Origin of the sequence: Bifidobacterium actinocoloniiforme DSM 22766 (assembly GCF_001263395.1) — a bacterium.
In the GTDB taxonomy this organism is placed as follows: domain Bacteria; phylum Actinomycetota; class Actinomycetes; order Actinomycetales; family Bifidobacteriaceae; genus Bombiscardovia; species Bombiscardovia actinocoloniiformis.
This window is the reverse complement of record NZ_CP011786.1, coordinates 1,695,604-1,710,523: the sequence shown is the minus strand read 5'-3', so window position 1 is coordinate 1,710,523 and position 14,920 is coordinate 1,695,604. Positions and strand designations below refer to the sequence as shown.

Annotated in this window: 15 protein-coding genes and 1 tRNA gene; 2 read left to right on the top strand and 14 right to left on the bottom strand. The window is 62.0% G+C overall.

The window, feature by feature from the left end; genetic code table 11:
* Positions 1–390 precede the first annotated feature (390 nt).
* A complete protein-coding gene (locus AB656_RS06935; protein WP_033504319.1) occupies positions 391–1,092 on the top strand; it encodes an IMPACT family protein in 702 nt (233 codons plus the stop codon).
* A gap of 182 nt (positions 1,093–1,274) precedes the next feature.
* Here the strand turns inward: AB656_RS06935 and AB656_RS06930 are convergent, their stop codons facing one another.
* Both AB656_RS06930 and AB656_RS06925 read right to left on the bottom strand, forming a co-directional pair.
* Positions 1,275–2,009, bottom strand: coding sequence for an MIP/aquaporin family protein (locus AB656_RS06930; RefSeq protein ID WP_033504318.1), 735 nt, complete (start codon positions 2,007–2,009; stop codon positions 1,275–1,277).
* A gap of 347 nt (positions 2,010–2,356) precedes the next feature.
* Positions 2,357–2,443 (bottom strand) — tRNA-Ser (locus tag AB656_RS06925).
* Between the two features lie 177 nt (positions 2,444–2,620).
* On the opposite strand from AB656_RS06925, the gene dinB reads away from it, so the two are divergent.
* Positions 2,621–3,895: a DNA polymerase IV gene (gene dinB / locus AB656_RS06920; protein WP_033504316.1), complete on the top strand. Its 1,275-nt coding sequence runs from the start codon at positions 2,621–2,623 to the stop codon at positions 3,893–3,895.
* Positions 3,896–4,015: 120 nt separating this feature from the next.
* Here the strand turns inward: dinB and fdxA are convergent, their stop codons facing one another.
* The 12 genes from fdxA to AB656_RS06860 form a co-directional block, all read right to left on the bottom strand.
* Positions 4,016–4,336, bottom strand: a complete 321-nt coding sequence (fdxA, locus tag AB656_RS06915) for a ferredoxin (RefSeq protein ID WP_033504315.1) — start codon at positions 4,334–4,336, stop codon at positions 4,016–4,018.
* Positions 4,337–4,395: 59 nt separating this feature from the next.
* Complete coding sequence (locus tag AB656_RS06910) at positions 4,396–5,919, bottom strand: APC family permease (RefSeq protein WP_033504314.1); 1,524 nt, start codon at positions 5,917–5,919, stop codon at positions 4,396–4,398.
* 101 nt (positions 5,920–6,020) lie between these two features.
* A complete protein-coding gene (locus tag AB656_RS06905) occupies positions 6,021–6,872 on the bottom strand; it encodes a triphosphoribosyl-dephospho-CoA synthase (protein WP_033504312.1) in 852 nt (283 codons plus the stop codon).
* Complete coding sequence (locus tag AB656_RS06900; RefSeq protein WP_033504310.1) at positions 6,865–7,560, bottom strand: GntR family transcriptional regulator; 696 nt, start codon at positions 7,558–7,560, stop codon at positions 6,865–6,867. Before AB656_RS06900 ends, AB656_RS06905 begins: the two co-directional genes overlap by 8 nt.
* A gap of 55 nt (positions 7,561–7,615) precedes the next feature.
* Positions 7,616–8,155 carry a citrate lyase holo-[acyl-carrier protein] synthase gene (gene citX / locus AB656_RS06895; protein WP_033504309.1) on the bottom strand — a complete coding sequence of 180 codons (540 nt, stop codon included), beginning with the start codon at positions 8,153–8,155 and terminating at the stop codon, positions 7,616–7,618.
* Positions 8,139–9,176: a [citrate (pro-3S)-lyase] ligase gene (locus tag AB656_RS06890; RefSeq protein WP_051905486.1), complete on the bottom strand. Its 1,038-nt coding sequence runs from the start codon at positions 9,174–9,176 to the stop codon at positions 8,139–8,141. Before AB656_RS06890 ends, citX begins: the two co-directional genes overlap by 17 nt.
* On the bottom strand, positions 9,173–9,937 hold the full coding sequence (locus AB656_RS07880; protein ID WP_051905485.1) for a GntR family transcriptional regulator: 765 nt from the start codon (positions 9,935–9,937) through the stop codon (positions 9,173–9,175). The genes AB656_RS06890 and AB656_RS07880 overlap by 4 nt, the downstream gene beginning before the upstream one ends.
* A gap of 40 nt (positions 9,938–9,977) precedes the next feature.
* Positions 9,978–11,528, bottom strand: coding sequence for a citrate lyase subunit alpha (citF, locus tag AB656_RS06880; RefSeq protein ID WP_033504308.1), 1,551 nt, complete (start codon positions 11,526–11,528; stop codon positions 9,978–9,980).
* Positions 11,528–12,406 (bottom strand): aldolase/citrate lyase family protein, encoded by an 879-nt coding sequence (locus AB656_RS06875; RefSeq protein ID WP_033504307.1) that lies wholly within the window; start codon positions 12,404–12,406, stop codon positions 11,528–11,530. Before AB656_RS06875 ends, citF begins: the two co-directional genes overlap by 1 nt.
* Positions 12,394–12,699 (bottom strand): citrate lyase acyl carrier protein, encoded by a 306-nt coding sequence (gene citD, locus AB656_RS06870; protein WP_033504391.1) that lies wholly within the window; start codon positions 12,697–12,699, stop codon positions 12,394–12,396. Before citD ends, AB656_RS06875 begins: the two co-directional genes overlap by 13 nt.
* A complete protein-coding gene (locus AB656_RS06865) occupies positions 12,696–13,874 on the bottom strand; it encodes an NAD(P)-dependent malic enzyme (RefSeq protein ID WP_033504306.1) in 1,179 nt (392 codons plus the stop codon). Before AB656_RS06865 ends, citD begins: the two co-directional genes overlap by 4 nt.
* Before the next feature lie 69 nt (positions 13,875–13,943).
* Positions 13,944–14,876, bottom strand: coding sequence for an AEC family transporter (locus tag AB656_RS06860; RefSeq protein WP_033504305.1), 933 nt, complete (start codon positions 14,874–14,876; stop codon positions 13,944–13,946).
* Between the last annotated feature and the right edge of the window lie 44 nt (positions 14,877–14,920).

Below are 14,920 nucleotides of genomic sequence, written 5' to 3'. Positions count from 1 at the left end.
GCGGAAAATCGCGAACGCTTGAACCCTGGGAAGAGAGCAGGCGCTTCACCCGGCGGAAATTGCGCGGATAAACGCTAGTGCCCTAGAGTAAAACCATGACGCGGCAACAAGCCACCTGAACGCTCGCAGGACGGAACCGGCGAGCGCGGAAAACAACGGTTATGCTGCTGCATTATGAAATCCTGAATGCTGCGGACAGACCGGTTCTCTGGACCCGCCGGCCTTCCAAGGAGGCAGGACCCAGCGTCCCAGGTGTCCTGCGGGCACCCAAACGCAACCAGCCGAGCTGTTTACCACCCGCCCGCTTCCTCCCGGCCCGCGAAGCAGCTGAAGATTCGTGAGAAGGTTGTTGGTGTCGGTAGAGGGGATTGGGAGTAACGAGGAGGCGGGATGCGGACGGTGTTGGACCTGCCCGGGGAGCCGGCGGTTGGGGAGCTCGAGGACCGTAAATCGGTGTTCATCGGAGCGGTCTGCCATGTAAGCGGGGCGGCCGAAGCGCTTGACTTTCTGGCCGCGCGGCGGAAGGCTGACCCCAAGGCGCGGCATGTGTGCCATTGCGCTATTTGGGGAGGGGATTCGGCCGGCCCAGCCTCACTGACCGGCTCGGACAACGCCGGCAGCGCGCACGCGGGACAGGGCTCAGGAAATCTGTCGGAGCACATGAGCGACGATGGGGAGCCATCGGGGACTGCGGGCAAGCCGATTCTGGAAGTGCTGCGGCGCAACGACATGACCGATTGCATCGTGACCGTGACCCGCTATTTCGGTGGGATTCTGCTGGGCTCAGGCGGCCTTATCCGCGCATACTCGTCCGCCGCCTCGCTGGCTCTCAAAGCGGCCAAGCAGGCGAAGATTACGCCCGCCCGACGGCTGATGGTCAGGGTGGACTACCCACGCTACGAGCGGCTCAAACAACTGGTGGAACACAGCCAGGGCCAGGTGGCCAGCGAGGAGTTCACCGACCGAGTGAGCCTGACCATCGACCTGCCCGCCGACCAACAGGAAGCCTTCACCAGGAGCCTGACCAACCTCTTCAACGGCCAGATAAGCCCCCAAGACCAAGGCCCCACCGCCTTCTACCAGCCCCTCTGAACCAGGCCGAACCCGCCACCCGCGCTCTCGGTCCCGCCCTTGCCAAATCAGGGGAGGCAAAGACGTTCGCGCCATGCCTGCCCCCTTCCTAGCCACAATCGCAGCGCGTAAGCATCGCGATTGTGGCTACGACCGTAAGCGGTGAAAACGCGGACGAATGCGTCGCCAGCTGCCCAAGCCGCTCAGAGAGCGAAGAGGGTTTTGAAGAGGAAGGCGCCTAGGATGGCGCCTAGGATCGGGGCGACGACCGGAATCCAGGCCTCGTCCCAGCGGGAGGAGCCCTTGTGGGGGATGGGGAGGAACTGGTGGAGGATGCGCGGCACCAGGTCCCGGGCCGGGTTCAGACCGGGGCCGGTGGGGCCGCCCAAGGAGGTGACCAGACCCCAGACGATGAAGCCCACCACGATGGCCGCCGAAGCCTTGTTCTTAGAGCCCCAAGCGCCCTCCAGGCAGCACAGGGCGCCCAGCACCAGCAGCAGCGTGCCAACGAACTCGTTAATGAAATAGTTGACCTTGGATTCGGAAGCGTCCGTAGTGGTGAAGGAGGCCAGAATCGCCTGGGGCGAGTCGGTCTGCATGTAGTGGGGATAGTAGACCACGTATACGATCAGCTGTCCGGCGGCCGCGCCCAGCAGCTGCACCAGGATGAACGGGGCCACCTGCGACCAGGGGAACATGCCGTTGACCGCCTGTCCGATCGTCATGGCCGGGTTAATCTGCGCGCCCGAAATACCGCCGAACATGAGCACGGGGAGCATCACGCCGAACCCGTAGCCCATCGCGATGGTGAGCCAGCCGGAATGATAGCCCTTGGTGCCCTTGAGCTCCACGTTCGCCACCGCCCCGTTACCGAAAATCATCAGTATGGCCGTACCTATGAATTCCGCCGCCAATTTGGTCGTGAATGCGATATCCATATCGTTTCCTTTATCACTGCGGCATCGCTGCCGTCGCCTTCCGCACGGCTCCAGTGCCGGCGGACCATGAGTCAAGTCTATCCCAGTTCCCCGCCTCCCCACCCCCTTCGGGAGGAGAAACCAAATGCGACTTCGACAGCGGCGACCTCAGTCACAGTCCCATCGACGACACTACCGGCCGCCGCAAAAACCCGGTAGCGCATCGCCCGCCAAGCGAGCCCATACGCAGCGCCCGATCCAAGGCCCGGCCGCCCCTCACAGCTCACCCGCTTTCTCCGTCCAGCCAGGCATAGCAAGAACCCGGGGACCGTTGGCACCAACGATTCCCAGGTTCTTACCGCTTCTTGCGGAGACGAGGAGATTCGAACTCCTGGACCGTTTGCACAGTCAACACCTTAGCAGGGTGCCCCTTTCGGCCACTCAGGCACGTCTCCGTGGCTTAGCGCAGAGTAAAGCCTGCTTAAGACCACAACAAACAAGACTATCACCTAGGGCGGTCAGACGCGCCGTAGCGTCCGGTTTCCCTTACTGCCGGCAAGCGTGGCAGGGGCTTTCTCCCACCAGGCAAGGGGCGGATATGCTGGGGCGCAGGCGGAGGATAGGATGGAGGCATGAGCACTGCACCGAGACTGGCTGCCGCTAAGCGCGACTGGGGCGGCGACGAGACCGGCTGCACTGTGCTCCATATCGATATGGATGCTTTCTACGCCTCCTGCGAAGTCGCCCGTCACCCCGAATTCAAAGGGCTGCCGCTGATCGTAGGAACCGGCCCGCGCTCAGTGGTCTCCGCCGCGTCCTACGAGGCCCGCCCCTACGGCATCAATTCGGCCATGCCGGTGGCTCGCGCCCGCCACCTATGTCCGAACGGAATCTTCCTACCGGTTGACATGAGTTACTACCGAGCCGTCTCCCGGAGCATCTTCAGCCAGGTCTTCGCCCGGGTGACCGACCAGGTGGAGCAAGTTTCGGTGGACGAATGCTACATGGATGTGTCCGCGGCCTTGCGCCGCTGGGGGCGTCCGACCAACATCGCGCGCTGGATAAGGCAGCGAGTGGCCGCCCTCTTCCATGTGACCTGTTCGGTGGGTGTGGCCTCCAACAAGTTAATCGCCAAGATGGCCTCGACCAACGCCAAACCCGACGGGATGCTGCTGATCCCACGCGCCCGTCAGGCCGAGTTCATCCAACTCATGCCCCTGCGCGCCATCCCCGGCATCGGCCAAGCCCTGGAGAAACGGCTCAAAGACTGGGGAATCGAGGATGTGGCCGCCCTCAGCCGGAGCTCCGAGGCCGAGCTGGTCCAAGCCACCGGCTCGCGCATCAGCGCCCATACGCTGGCTCTGGCCTCACAGGGGATGGACAAGCGGGTGGTGACCCCCTACACCCCAGAAAAGTCGATTGGGGCTGAGCGCACCTTCCTGGAGGACACGGCTTCGCTCAAGGCGGTCTCGGACCTCCTGCGCCAATGCAGTGACGAGGTGGCCTCATCCCTGCGGAAGCGAGGGCTCCTGGCCCGGACCATCACAGTCAAACTGCGCTTCGACGACCTGAAATACATGACGAAATCCCATACTTCCCGTGTGCCCCTCCACGCTGCCTCAGCCATCCACCCCGAGGCAATGCGACTGCTTCAGACCATGCTGAACATGACCGAGGAGCAGGTGGCCAGCGGCGAACTGCCCCGGCTGATCCGCCTGGCGGGTGTGTCCGCCTCCTCGCTGAGCAAGGCCGAGGAGACTCCGGTGCAACCTTCGCTGGATGAAGTCCTGCAAGAGGAGGAGGGCGAAACAGAGAGCCTGAGGCGGGCCCAGTTGGCGACGGCCGAGCGGGCCTTGGATTCGATTCGCGGCCGCTACGGACAGGGAGCCGTAAAGTTCGGGCTGTGAGCGCCGACCCTCCCCCCGGTCGCGGAAATCCGAAGAGCCCCCCAAAGGACCCGTGAGAACAGGCGCAGCCCGGCGCGCGTGAAGCGGGCCGGGCTGCTTGAGAAGACCACTATCGCGGCGTCACTGACCTTGCGGTGGCAGGGCTGCGACTTGGGGGTGGTCGTGGTCGTAGGGGCCGTGGGCCTGGGCGCCGCCCGCGTTGCCGACCTGGTTGAAGAAGTCGACGGCCGCGTCCTTGTACCAGGCCCAATCCTCGGGCAGGTCGTCCTCGTAGAAGATCGCCTCCACCGGGCACACCGGCTCGCACGCCCCGCAATCCACGCACTCGTCAGGATTGATGTACAGGTCACGCGGACCCTCGTAGATGCAATCCACCGGGCACTCATCCACGCAAGCCTTATCCTTCACATCCACACACGGCTGCGCAATCACATACGTCATGAGTCCCTCCTCATCCTAAGTAGTGCCAGACTAACCAGTCCCGAGGACCGTCCGGGCGCTCAGTTCAGGCCTTTGAGCGCCTCAGCGGAGATGGTGTCGCTGAGGAGCTCCTCGCCTAAGCGGGAGTGCCGGTAGGAGTAGCTGAAGTAGATGGCGAAACCGATCAGCAGCCAAATCATGAAGCGGATCCAGGTGAGCACGGTCAGGTTGAGCATGAGCCACAGGCAGGCCAAGGAGATCAGAATCGGGATGACCGGGTTGCCGGGCATCTTGAAAGAGCGCGGCAGGTCAGGGCGCTTACGGCGCATGATCGGGACGGACAGGGCCACCAGCATGAAGGCGGAGAGCGTGCCGATGTTCACCATGTCGGACAAGACGTCGATATTGAAGAAGCAGGCCACGACAGCGACCAGGATGCCGGCCATCAGCTGGATCCGGGAGGGGGTGCCAAAGCGGCCGGTCTGGCTCAGGCCGCGCGGCAGCAGACCGTCACGGCTGAGGGCGAAAACGATCCTGGTCAGCCCCAGCAGGAGGACCATGACCACGGTGGTCAGCCCCACGACGATGCCGAATGAGATCAGCTTGGCCGCCCAGCTGGCGCCCACCAGCTCGAAGCCCGTGGCAAGGGAGGGCGAGGGAGACTTGGCCAGGTCCTTGTAGGAGACCATGCCGGTGGTGACGATGGCAACCAGGACGTAGAGGATGATGACCATGACCATACCCAGGAAGATGCCGCGCGGGACGGTCCTGCGCGGGTCCTTGGCCTCCTCGGAGGTGGTGGCCACCACATCGAAGCCGATGAAGGCGAAGAAGACCAGGGCCGCGCCCGAGAGGATGCCGGGGACGCCGTAGGCTGTGGGGCTCATTCCGGTGACCCACTGCCAGAGGGGCTCGGCCATGGTCGAAGTGACCTCCAGGCCCTTGATTGACGAAGCCGGCTGCTCAGGCGGGATGAAGGGGTGGTAGTTCTCTGCCTTGATGTAGAAGAAGCCGACAATGATGACGAACAGGACGATGCCGATCTTGAGGATGGTCAGCGCGCCGTCGAAGCGGGCCGACATCTTGGTGCCCAGAATCAGCAGGACGGTGAAGAGACCGACGACGAACAGGGGCGCCAGGTCCACGTGGAAGCCGCCGAACGCGACCGTGGTCGAGAACCCCTGCCCGCCCATCAGGTGGATGAAGTCGTTCAGGTAGACACCCCAGTACTTGGAGATGACCGAGGCGGCCATCATCATCTCCAGGATTAAATCCCAGCCAATCACCCAGGCCACGATCTCGCCAATCGTCGTGTAGGTGAAGGTGTAAGCCGAACCGGAGACCGGGATCATCGAGGCGAATTCGGCGTAGCACATGACCGCCGCCCCGCAGACCACGCCGGCGATGATGAAGCTGAGAATGACCGCAGGGCCCGCATGGAAGGCCGCCGCTTGGGCACCCACCGAGAAGATGCCCGCGCCGACCGCGACCGCCACCCCCATGACAGCGAGGTCCCAAGTGGACAGGGTGCGTTTGAGCGTGCGCCCCTCCTCACCGGTCTCGGCCAAGGTCTGCTCGACGGTTTTGGTCCTGAACACATGCATGGGAAAAACTACCTCGTCTCGTACCTTGGGGGATGATCAGACCTCTATCATAGGGCAGGGAGCCGAAAACGCGGGGCGCTGGACCGAAGGAACGGCGGCGGTCAGCAGTCGGCTAATTCAATAAGCCCGTCAAAAAAATATGCCAGCGACAGATAGTCCGCGCTGCCACCCGGGCTCAAATGTCGCTCAATCAATTCCCGGTCAAAGTCCCGGAGGGCTTGAGCCAGGCAGGTGGCGGGTAATGTTTGAAGGGCGCGGGCGTTGGTTTGGACGAATACGAGTCCCGGACGGCCGCCCCGATGAAGCAGGTTGGCGTCTTCCAAGCCAGACATGAGCAGCGTCATGAGGCGCAAGTAACGCGTGTCTGCGTACTCGGGACTGGAGCGCAGATACGGCAGGACCACTAGACGCAACATTGGATACCCAGCGCAGGCTTCGCCACGCACGCCCGCCGCCCCATCGCGCAAATAAACCTCCTGCCCGTGGCTCAAACCGTCTTGCTGGTCGAGGCCGGTCAGTTCTTCCATGGAAGCGGCGGCCAGGCGGGAAACCAGGGGAAAAAGCGGAGCGAAGTCCGCCGCCGCCAGCTGGGACAGGGAGGCGGAAGCCAAGAGCCTGCCCAGGGCGCCCAATAGGAAACCCAAGGAGAAGTTGGCCCCCTTATGCGTGTTAACACCTCCGGTGACGCTCAGCATGCTCGCCTCCGCCTGACGGCCGGTCCGCCTGAGCTGATGGTAGAGATCTTGCTCGCCGGTGGACCGTCGGCCCAATTCGAGATATTCGGGGAAAAAGGGGGCGAGCGCCCCGACGCTGGCCAGGAACGTATCCACATCCATGTCGGAGTGCGCTCCATTGGAGATGGGGTCCACCAAGCCCGGCTTTGGAGCCAGCATAACCTCCGAGACCAAGGCTTGGGAGGCGAGTCGCGCTATCTCGGGTAGTTGGCTACGCAATGTTCCTTGACCTCATGACCTTGAGAATAAAATCGAGCGAATGATCCAGGTGGGTGTGGACTATCCGCTCCACCTGCTCGTGGTCCCCAGCAGCCATGCCCTGGTATATGAGCCAATGCTCCTTGATGGCCAGCTGCCGCCGGTCGTCGCCGTTGACACTGATATCCCGGAAATACACCAGATAGTTTTTGAGGCGGTTGATGATGATTTTAAGGCGTGGCATTTTGCTGGCATCGTAGATGAAATCGTTGAACTCGGTGAATTTACGGGTCACTTCCACCACCTTGCCAGCAGCGTCCAATCGGTCCGTCTGCTCAAGCGCGGCCTTAAGCTCAACGAACTGGGTCGGGCCCATCAGATCCATGGCGCGAACGGTGGCCAACGAATCGAGCTCCTGACGAATCTGAAAGATCTCATGGGCATCCTTAATGGAGATGCCCCTGACGACGACTCCCACACCGCTGCGCCTCTCCACCAGGCCCTCTTGGTCCAGGCGCTCCACCGCATGCCGGATAGGGGTTCGCGAGATGTTCAGGGCTTCGGCCATGATCTTCTCATTAATCCGACAACCCCGGGGAATCTCGCCAAGGACGATGGTTCGGCGCAAGGCCTGGTATATGGTCTCACCTATGGTCCGCTCCCTGGACGGCAGCATGTTCTTGGCGACCATCGCCGCTACAGGGTCCATCCACGCCTCCTGAATTTGATCCATCGCGGATTGAAACCGCGCCGAAACGAACGTCTCACTTCCAGCCCTCATCCACGATGGCCTCAACCACTTGAAGCACCCGCTCCAAGCCATGCCTACGCGAGCGCGAGCAGACTTTGGCATCGCCGCCGCAAATCAGACATGCCCGCGGTCCCAAGCCCAGATCGCGGCGGGACAGCTGGACCAGTCCATCATGTTCCAATTCCATCACGTCGACATCAAGCAAATCGCACAAGTCGTGCTCATTCTCGAAAGTCAGCATCTCGGTTTTGAGTGATTTCAAGTCGCCACGCACGACCATATAGGCCACTGGACCCGTCGGCAGGTGGTTCACTCGCTCATCCAGGAGCCTGTCCGCCTGACTTCGCGCTAGAAAGGCTTCGGCCTGATCAAATACGGCTTCGACCCTAGCGCCTGTCTTGACCGGACCAGGTATACGCATACTCATATGAATGAGAACGGAACCCGGGTGGGCCCGCAAGAGCTCGCGCTCCTTGGCAACGCCAGCGTCCCTAGCGGCCAGCATTTGCCCCAAATCCACCTGTGGGCCATCCAGATTACGCGTTCTTAGCATCGTCCGCCTCCTTCCCATCTTGTCCGGGTCTGGCGCAGCGCCATATCTCATCCGCAAGCCCGGGGCAGACCAGGGACTGCAACTTGTCGCGATTGCCGTCGGCAAGGGCCTGCCGTGCCTGACTGGCGCTGACCGGGACGCCGCCCACAGCCAGCCGCGGCAGCACGACCAGCTCGGGGCTGCCCTGGAGCACACGCCCAAGCTCTTCGTTATACAAGGCCGTGACCGCGCTGTATGGCTCCTGGCCTACGTACCGGTGGGAAATGGAAAGCGCGGGCGCTATGAGATCGCGAAAGATGGTGGCGTCGAGCCGGGCTTGCTCCCGGGCCACTTCCCCGCGAGCTTTGTCTTTGAGGAAATAGCTAGGGAAAGTGGCCGCCGAGACCAGATAATCACCAGTGGGCAGTACGCTCACTCCCGGCCGGTCGCGGCACATGCGTGACACTAGACGCATCCTCTCTTGGGCAGGCAGGAGCGTGTCCCGGGAAGAGAGGACGAACACATAGAGGGCGTCGTTGGCATGAGCGGCCCGTTCGATCAGGTAAGCGTGGCCTAGTGTGGGCGGATCCGCTTTCATCACGATGGCCGCCGCATCGGACCCCGGCAGCCGGCGCTCGTCCAGAGAGCGCAGGTAATCCTGGATATTGGGGTACCCCTGTTCCAACAGCACGGCCTTGTCGGTGCCAGCGACTTGGCGGAATCCCAAAGAGCGGAAAAACCCGGCGGTTTCCGGTTTGGTATAGACGAAACTATGAGTCAAGCCCTGTTCAGCCAGCCGGTCCAGGAGCGCCTGCACCACTGACGAGAGCAGGTTACCGCCCTGAGACTGGGGAGATACGGCCACTTCCTTGATGATATTTCCCAGGAGTGAGCCAGTGGCGACCAGCCGCCCCCCCTCGAACACGCCAACCGTGTAGTCCACCTGCAGGTCGGGATGAAGACCCGACTGGGTCAGCAGCCGCCTCCAGGCGGTTTCCGAGACAGGATCGAGATCCAGCCACATGCGTTGCGGAAGCGTCATTGGTGCGCCTCCCCCGGTCGTGCGGCGGTGCGCCTAGCCTGCATGAGGGAGAGCAGGTACCGCTCGGAATGCGCCAAGTGATCGCTGACCGCGTCGTTGACCTGGCGCTCGTCGCCGGCGGACATGGCCTCGTAGATGCGCCGGTGCTCCTGGATGGCCTGACTCAGCCGCTCGGTTCGGGAGAGCGCCAGCAGGCGGAAATGGCGCAGATAGTCCTCAAGCTCAAGGACTATATCCGCCAGCCGAGGCAGCTCACTCGCCCGATAGATGAAGCGGTCGAACTCGCCTATGCAATCTATGGCCTGATCGAACTGACCTCGCTCGTAACAATGCTCGGTGTGCCCGAGTAAGGTCCTGAGCTCCTGAAACTGGCTGGAATCCATGCGGCGCATCGCGGTGCGGGTGGCCAGAGCCTCCAGACGCTCGCGGATGTCGAACACCTCGCGGACGTCATCAGCGCTGACGCCCTTGACGATGACCCCCATCCTGGGACGGGAGACCAGGAGCCCTTCGTCCGCCAGGCGGTTCAAGGCGTACCGCACCGGCGTGCGGGAAACGTTGAGCTCCTGGGCCAACCAGGATTCGCTGATCCAGGCGCCATCCTCTATATCTCCCTGGATGACAGCCTTGCGCAGCGCTTCATAGAGGTTCTCTCGAACCGTACTGTGCTTGTTGATGTCCACGTTACTCTTGATGGCCTCGGCCACGTCATCGGTGAGAGCGCCGGTGGCATCCAGATGCACGCCTTTGATTACCTCCATGACCCACCTCGTTCCAGGCGTTTGGGGGGTATCCCCCACCCTAGCAAGTTGCGGACTCACCCACCTGCCGCACCGCGTCAATGAAGCTGCCATCACGATACTCGACCACAGCCACCACTTTGTCGCCATAGCGGATGGGGTCGGGCCGGCCCGTGATGGAATAGGCCTTGTCGCGCAGCTCCTGAATGGTCAGGCACGGCACGTCCAGGCGCTTGGCCATATCCTGCAAATCGGGACGAGCGGGATTGATGGCGACGCCATACTCGGTGACGACCACATCCACCGAATCACCGGGGGTGACCACCGTGTTGACCCGGTCGACCACCGTGGGGATGCGACCGCGGACCAGTGGGGCCACGATCATGCTCATCTTGCAGGCCGCAGCGGTATCGCAATGGCCGCCGGAGGCCCCGCGGATCACACCATCCGAACCTGTCAGCACGTTCACGTTGAAGTCGGTGTCGACTTCCAAAGCGGACAGGATGGCGATGTCCAGCTGGTTGATGGCCGCCCCCTTGGACAGGGCGCTGGCGTACATCTCCGCGTCTATCTCATAATGCTGGGGGTTCCTGGCCAGAGAGAGAGCGCTGGGGTGGTCGAAGTCCTGGACATCCAGAATCTTATCCACCAACCCCTCCTCCATCATCTCGACCATGGAGTTGGTGATGCCGCCCAAGGCGAAGCTGGCATGGACGTCCCTCTCCTTCATGGCCTGGCGCAGGTAGCGGCTGACCGCCAGAGACGCGCCGCCGGTGCCGGTCTGGAAGGAGAACCCCGGTCGGAAGTACTTGGAGGCGGTGATGACCTTGGCCGCGTACTCGGCGATCAGGAGCTCCTTGGGGTTCTTGGTCAGGCGGGTGGCGCCTTTGGCGATGCCGGCGGGGTCTCCGATGGAATCCACCTGGACCACATAATCCACATCCGTCTGAGGGATGGAGATCGGCGTGTTGGGATAGGGAACCAGGCTGTCGGTGATGGCCACCACCTGGTCGGCGTACTTGGCGTCGATTTTGGCGTAACCCAATGAACCGCAGGTGGCCTTGCCTTCAGTGCCGTTGATGTTGCCGTACTCGTCGCAGGAGGGGGCACCGATGAACGCCACGTCGATATGGATCTCGCCGGAAACGATGGCCCGGGCGCGGCCACCGTGGGAGCGGATGATCACCGGCTCGTCCATGATGCCGTGGGAGATGGCGGCGCCCAGCTTATCCCGCAATCCTGAGGAGGTGATTGAGGTCACCACCCCCCGCTTGATGTAGTCGATCAGGGGCTCGTGCACGTTGGCGATGGAGGAAGGGGCGATCGAGAGGTTCTTGATGCCCATCCGGTCTATCTCCTCCATGACCAGGTTCATCACGCGGTCGCCCTCGCGGAAGTGGTGGTGGAAGGAGATGGTCATCCCGTCCTTGAGACCGGTGCGCACAATCGCCTCATGGATGGAATCCAGGAGCTTGGAATCGCCAGGCTTACGGGGATGGACCCCAGGAGCGGCCCGGTGGTAATCATTGATGTGCGCGAACTGCCCCTCGTACACCCCGCAGGAGGAGGAGTAGGGCTCGGGAATTTCCCTGTTCAGTGCATTGCGCGTCATTATTCCACCTTCATTCCTGAAGCCTGGGCCAGAGCCAGCGTGCGCTGGGCCCGCTCCACCACCGGCTTATCAACCATCTGACCATTGACCGCCACGACCCCGGAACCCCGGGATTCGGCCTCTTTAAGCCCCTCGACAATGCCCCGCGCCTTGGCCACCTGCTCGGGTGAGGGCGCAAAAATCCCGTCAATGACAGGAATCTGCCTAGGGTTGATGACAGATTTGCCGTCAAATCCCAACTGCTTGATCAGTTTGGTCTCCCGGACAAGCCCTTCTTCATCGTCGATGTCACTGAAAACCGTGTCAATCGCGGCGATGCCGGCCTCACGTGCAGCGTGAAGGATGAAGTTGCGGGCGAAGAACAGTTCAGCCCCATCAGGATAGCGGTAAGTCTTCTGAGAAGTCACATAATCCTCGGCGCCCAAGGCTATGGCCATCATGCGCGGTGAGGCGTGGGCTATCTCGCGGCTGTTCAGCACACCAGCAGCCCCCTCGATGGCGGCCATCATACGGGTCCTGCCAGGCTCGATGCCGTACTTGCGCTCCACGGCGGTAATGATCTCATCCACGTCGCGGATGTCTTGGGCGGTCTCGGTCTTGGGCAGTCGAATCACGTCGATGCCGCCCAGGACCATAGCCTCCACATCCTGGGCTCCCCCGGCCTCAAGGGAATTGATCCGGGCAACAGTCTCCACGCCGCCGTAGTCAAAGGTCTTCAGCGCCGAATACACCAGAAGCCTGGCCGTGTCCTTCTGGCTGAGCGAGACTGCGTCCTCCAGGTCGAACATGATGGAATCCGCGCCGTACAGCGTGCAGTCGCGCAGCATAGCTGCATTGGAGCCCGGCACGAACATCATCGTGCGTCTCAGTCTATCCATGAGTTAATCTCCTCCCAATCCACATCCTGCCGGTCGGCGGCGCGGTAGACGGCCGCAATAGTGCGGGCCTTGATCGTGCAATCCAGCGCCCCCTGGTCCTGAGCCCGGACCTGGGCCGCGGTGACACCCAGCCTGTCCAGGGTCCGACGGATCTCCTCCTCAATCCGGACCCCAAACTGGTCCTTGACGCTGCTTTCCAAGTCGATGGAAATACCTTCCTGGGCCGGCAGGAGCGTGACGATGATGTCACAGGACTCCAAACTGCCCGCCGATGCGTCGTGATTGATATTCACTCTGCTTGCTCCTTCGTGCGAATCGTATGTTCCCTGGCAAAATTCTCCACCGCCGCGCAGACCGCGTCCACCACACCCGGGTCGAAGACCCCCGGTATCACCTTGTCCGCCCTCGGTTGGGCCACGAGCTGGGCGAGACTGCGGGCGGCGGCCACCTCCAAGTCCAGGCTGACCCGTTTGACGCCGGCCCGCAAGAGGCCCTTGAACAAACCCGGATAGGCCAACACGTTATTGACCTGGTTGGGGTACTGGCTGGAACCTGTGGCGAAGACGGCCGTATCCGTGCCCCCCAACAGCTGGGGGTCGATCTCGGGCTTAGGATTCGACAGGGCGAAGACGATGGGGCGCTGGTTCATACGACCGATATCCTCTGGGGTCAGCGCGTCGGCTACGGACAGCCCGATGAAAGCGTCGCATCCCTCGATGACCTCGCTCAACGGCGAGCGCGCGGGCAGACCATCGGGATTGTCGGCCTCCGCGCGCTGGTAGGGGTTGTATCCCTCATCTTGCGCCGTCACCAACCCCTCCTTGTCGACCAGGAGTATACGGCTCAGGCCCGCCGCGTGCAGGAGCTTGGCGGTCGCGATGCCCGAAGCGCCGGCGCCGTTGATGACCAGCTTGAGCTGGGAGAACTCCTTGCCCACCACCTTGGCCGCGTTCATCAGGGCCGCGAGCACCACGATCGCAGTGCCTTCCTGGTCATCGTGGTAGACCGGGATATCCAGACGGCGGGCGAGCTTGTCCTCAATCTCAAAACAGCGGGGTGCCGCGATGTCCTCCAGGTGGATGCCCGCGAAACTGTCAGCGATATTGGCGACCGTATCGACGAACTCGTCCACGGGCAGCTGGGCAATGGCCATGGGCAGGGCGTCGACCCCGGCCATGTCCTTGTAGAGCAGGGCCTTGCCTTCCACGACGGGCAGGCCGGCGGACGGGCCAATGTCTCCCAAACCAAGCACAGCCGAACCATCCGTAATCAGAGCCACCAGCTTGCCGCTCATCGTGTAGCGGTGCCGCAGTTCGGGATCCTTGGCGATGGCCCGGGAAATCAGCGCCACGCCAGGCGTATAGAGCTTGCCAAGTTCCTCCTTGCCGCGCACGTCATATTCCGCTTCGATACCAAGAACCCCCCGATGGCGTTCATGCATCTCAAATATCTCTTGCTCATTGCCCATTGCTTCCTCGTTTCTACCTACCGCGCGTTCATGGATCGGGTTTGGTCGTTCTTATCCCTCATAGGCGGGCTAGCTCAACAGCAACATGGCCGCGCTCAGCGTGATGAAGGAAAGAATAGTGCTCAAGAACTGGGTGGAGGCCATTTCCGACTCATTGATCTGGTACTCGATGGCCAGGTTCGTGGGCATGGTCGCGGTGGGAATCGACATGGTGACCACGACGATGCGGGTGAGATCCCCGGGCATCCCAGTGGCGGCCATCAGGCCCCAGATGACGAGCGGGAAGGCCAGGTTCTTGAGGAACACGGTGATGAAGACATTCTTGTTGAAGGAGATCTTGCGTGTCACCAGGACGATGCCCGTAGCGAACATGGCCACGCCCCCTGCGGTCTTACCTAGGACCGTGAAGGTGCTGTCAAGCTGCTTGGGCATCTGCAGCCCGGCCAAGGCGAGCGCGAAACCCAGGAAGGCGGCGATGACCAGCGGCTTGGTCAGGGACTTCTTCAAGCGCTGACCGATGTTGATCTTCGGCGCGTTCGTATCTTCCTTGTCCGCCAGAGCGGTGAACACGAAGGGCAAGAGAATCACGTTGATGATCAGGCTGGCGATGCCGATGACGATGGCGCTTTCGCTGGCGCTGAACAGCAGCGGGAGGACCGCCGAGCCGATGAAAGGAATGGATGGGTCCGCCACCGAAAGGGCGCGCAGGGTGGATACAGCCCTGTCGGCCTTGAGCACCATGACGTAGATGACCGTCAGCACGATGAAGCACACGAACATGCTGCCAAGCATCCACAGAGCCAGCGGGATGTCCTCTATGATGAGCTTCCTTGGAGTCTTCCAGATGCCGCCGAACACGTGCATAGGCAGCGCATAGGTCATCACGAACTTGATGAGCATACTGCTGTCTTTATCACTGAAGTGCCCGCGCTTCGCGGCGAACATGCCCAACATTATCGCCACCAAGATGGGCAACAGGGCGAAAATAACGGTAATTAACATAATCGTTCTCTCCTTGTACGAATACCGCCCGCGCTCTTTCGACC

What these genes read in the sequence shown, in the direction of transcription:
- AB656_RS06935 (WP_033504319.1), top strand. Translation starts at nt 391, where the DNA reads ATGCGGACGGTGTTGGACCTGCCCGGGGAGCCGGCGGTTGGGGAGCTC.
- AB656_RS07880 (WP_051905485.1), bottom strand. Translation starts at nt 9,937, where the DNA reads ATGGAGGTAATCAAAGGCGTGCATCTGGATGCCACCGGCGCTCTCACC.
- AB656_RS06890 (WP_051905486.1), bottom strand. Translation starts at nt 9,176, where the DNA reads ATGACGCTTCCGCAACGCATGTGGCTGGATCTCGATCCTGTCTCGGAA.
- citF (WP_033504308.1), bottom strand. Translation starts at nt 11,528, where the DNA reads ATGACGCGCAATGCACTGAACAGGGAAATTCCCGAGCCCTACTCCTCC.
- AB656_RS06930 (WP_033504318.1), bottom strand. Translation starts at nt 2,009, where the DNA reads ATGGATATCGCATTCACGACCAAATTGGCGGCGGAATTCATAGGTACG.
- fdxA (WP_033504315.1), bottom strand. Translation starts at nt 4,336, where the DNA reads ATGACGTATGTGATTGCGCAGCCGTGTGTGGATGTGAAGGATAAGGCT.
- citX (WP_033504309.1), bottom strand. Translation starts at nt 8,155, where the DNA reads ATGCTAAGAACGCGTAATCTGGATGGCCCACAGGTGGATTTGGGGCAA.
- AB656_RS06860 (WP_033504305.1), bottom strand. Translation starts at nt 14,876, where the DNA reads ATGTTAATTACCGTTATTTTCGCCCTGTTGCCCATCTTGGTGGCGATA.
- AB656_RS06910 (WP_033504314.1), bottom strand. Translation starts at nt 5,919, where the DNA reads ATGCATGTGTTCAGGACCAAAACCGTCGAGCAGACCTTGGCCGAGACC.
- AB656_RS06865 (WP_033504306.1), bottom strand. Translation starts at nt 13,874, where the DNA reads ATGGGCAATGAGCAAGAGATATTTGAGATGCATGAACGCCATCGGGGG.
- AB656_RS06900 (WP_033504310.1), bottom strand. Translation starts at nt 7,560, where the DNA reads ATGGACCCTGTAGCGGCGATGGTCGCCAAGAACATGCTGCCGTCCAGG.
- dinB (WP_033504316.1), top strand. Translation starts at nt 2,621, where the DNA reads ATGAGCACTGCACCGAGACTGGCTGCCGCTAAGCGCGACTGGGGCGGC.
- AB656_RS06875 (WP_033504307.1), bottom strand. Translation starts at nt 12,406, where the DNA reads ATGGATAGACTGAGACGCACGATGATGTTCGTGCCGGGCTCCAATGCA.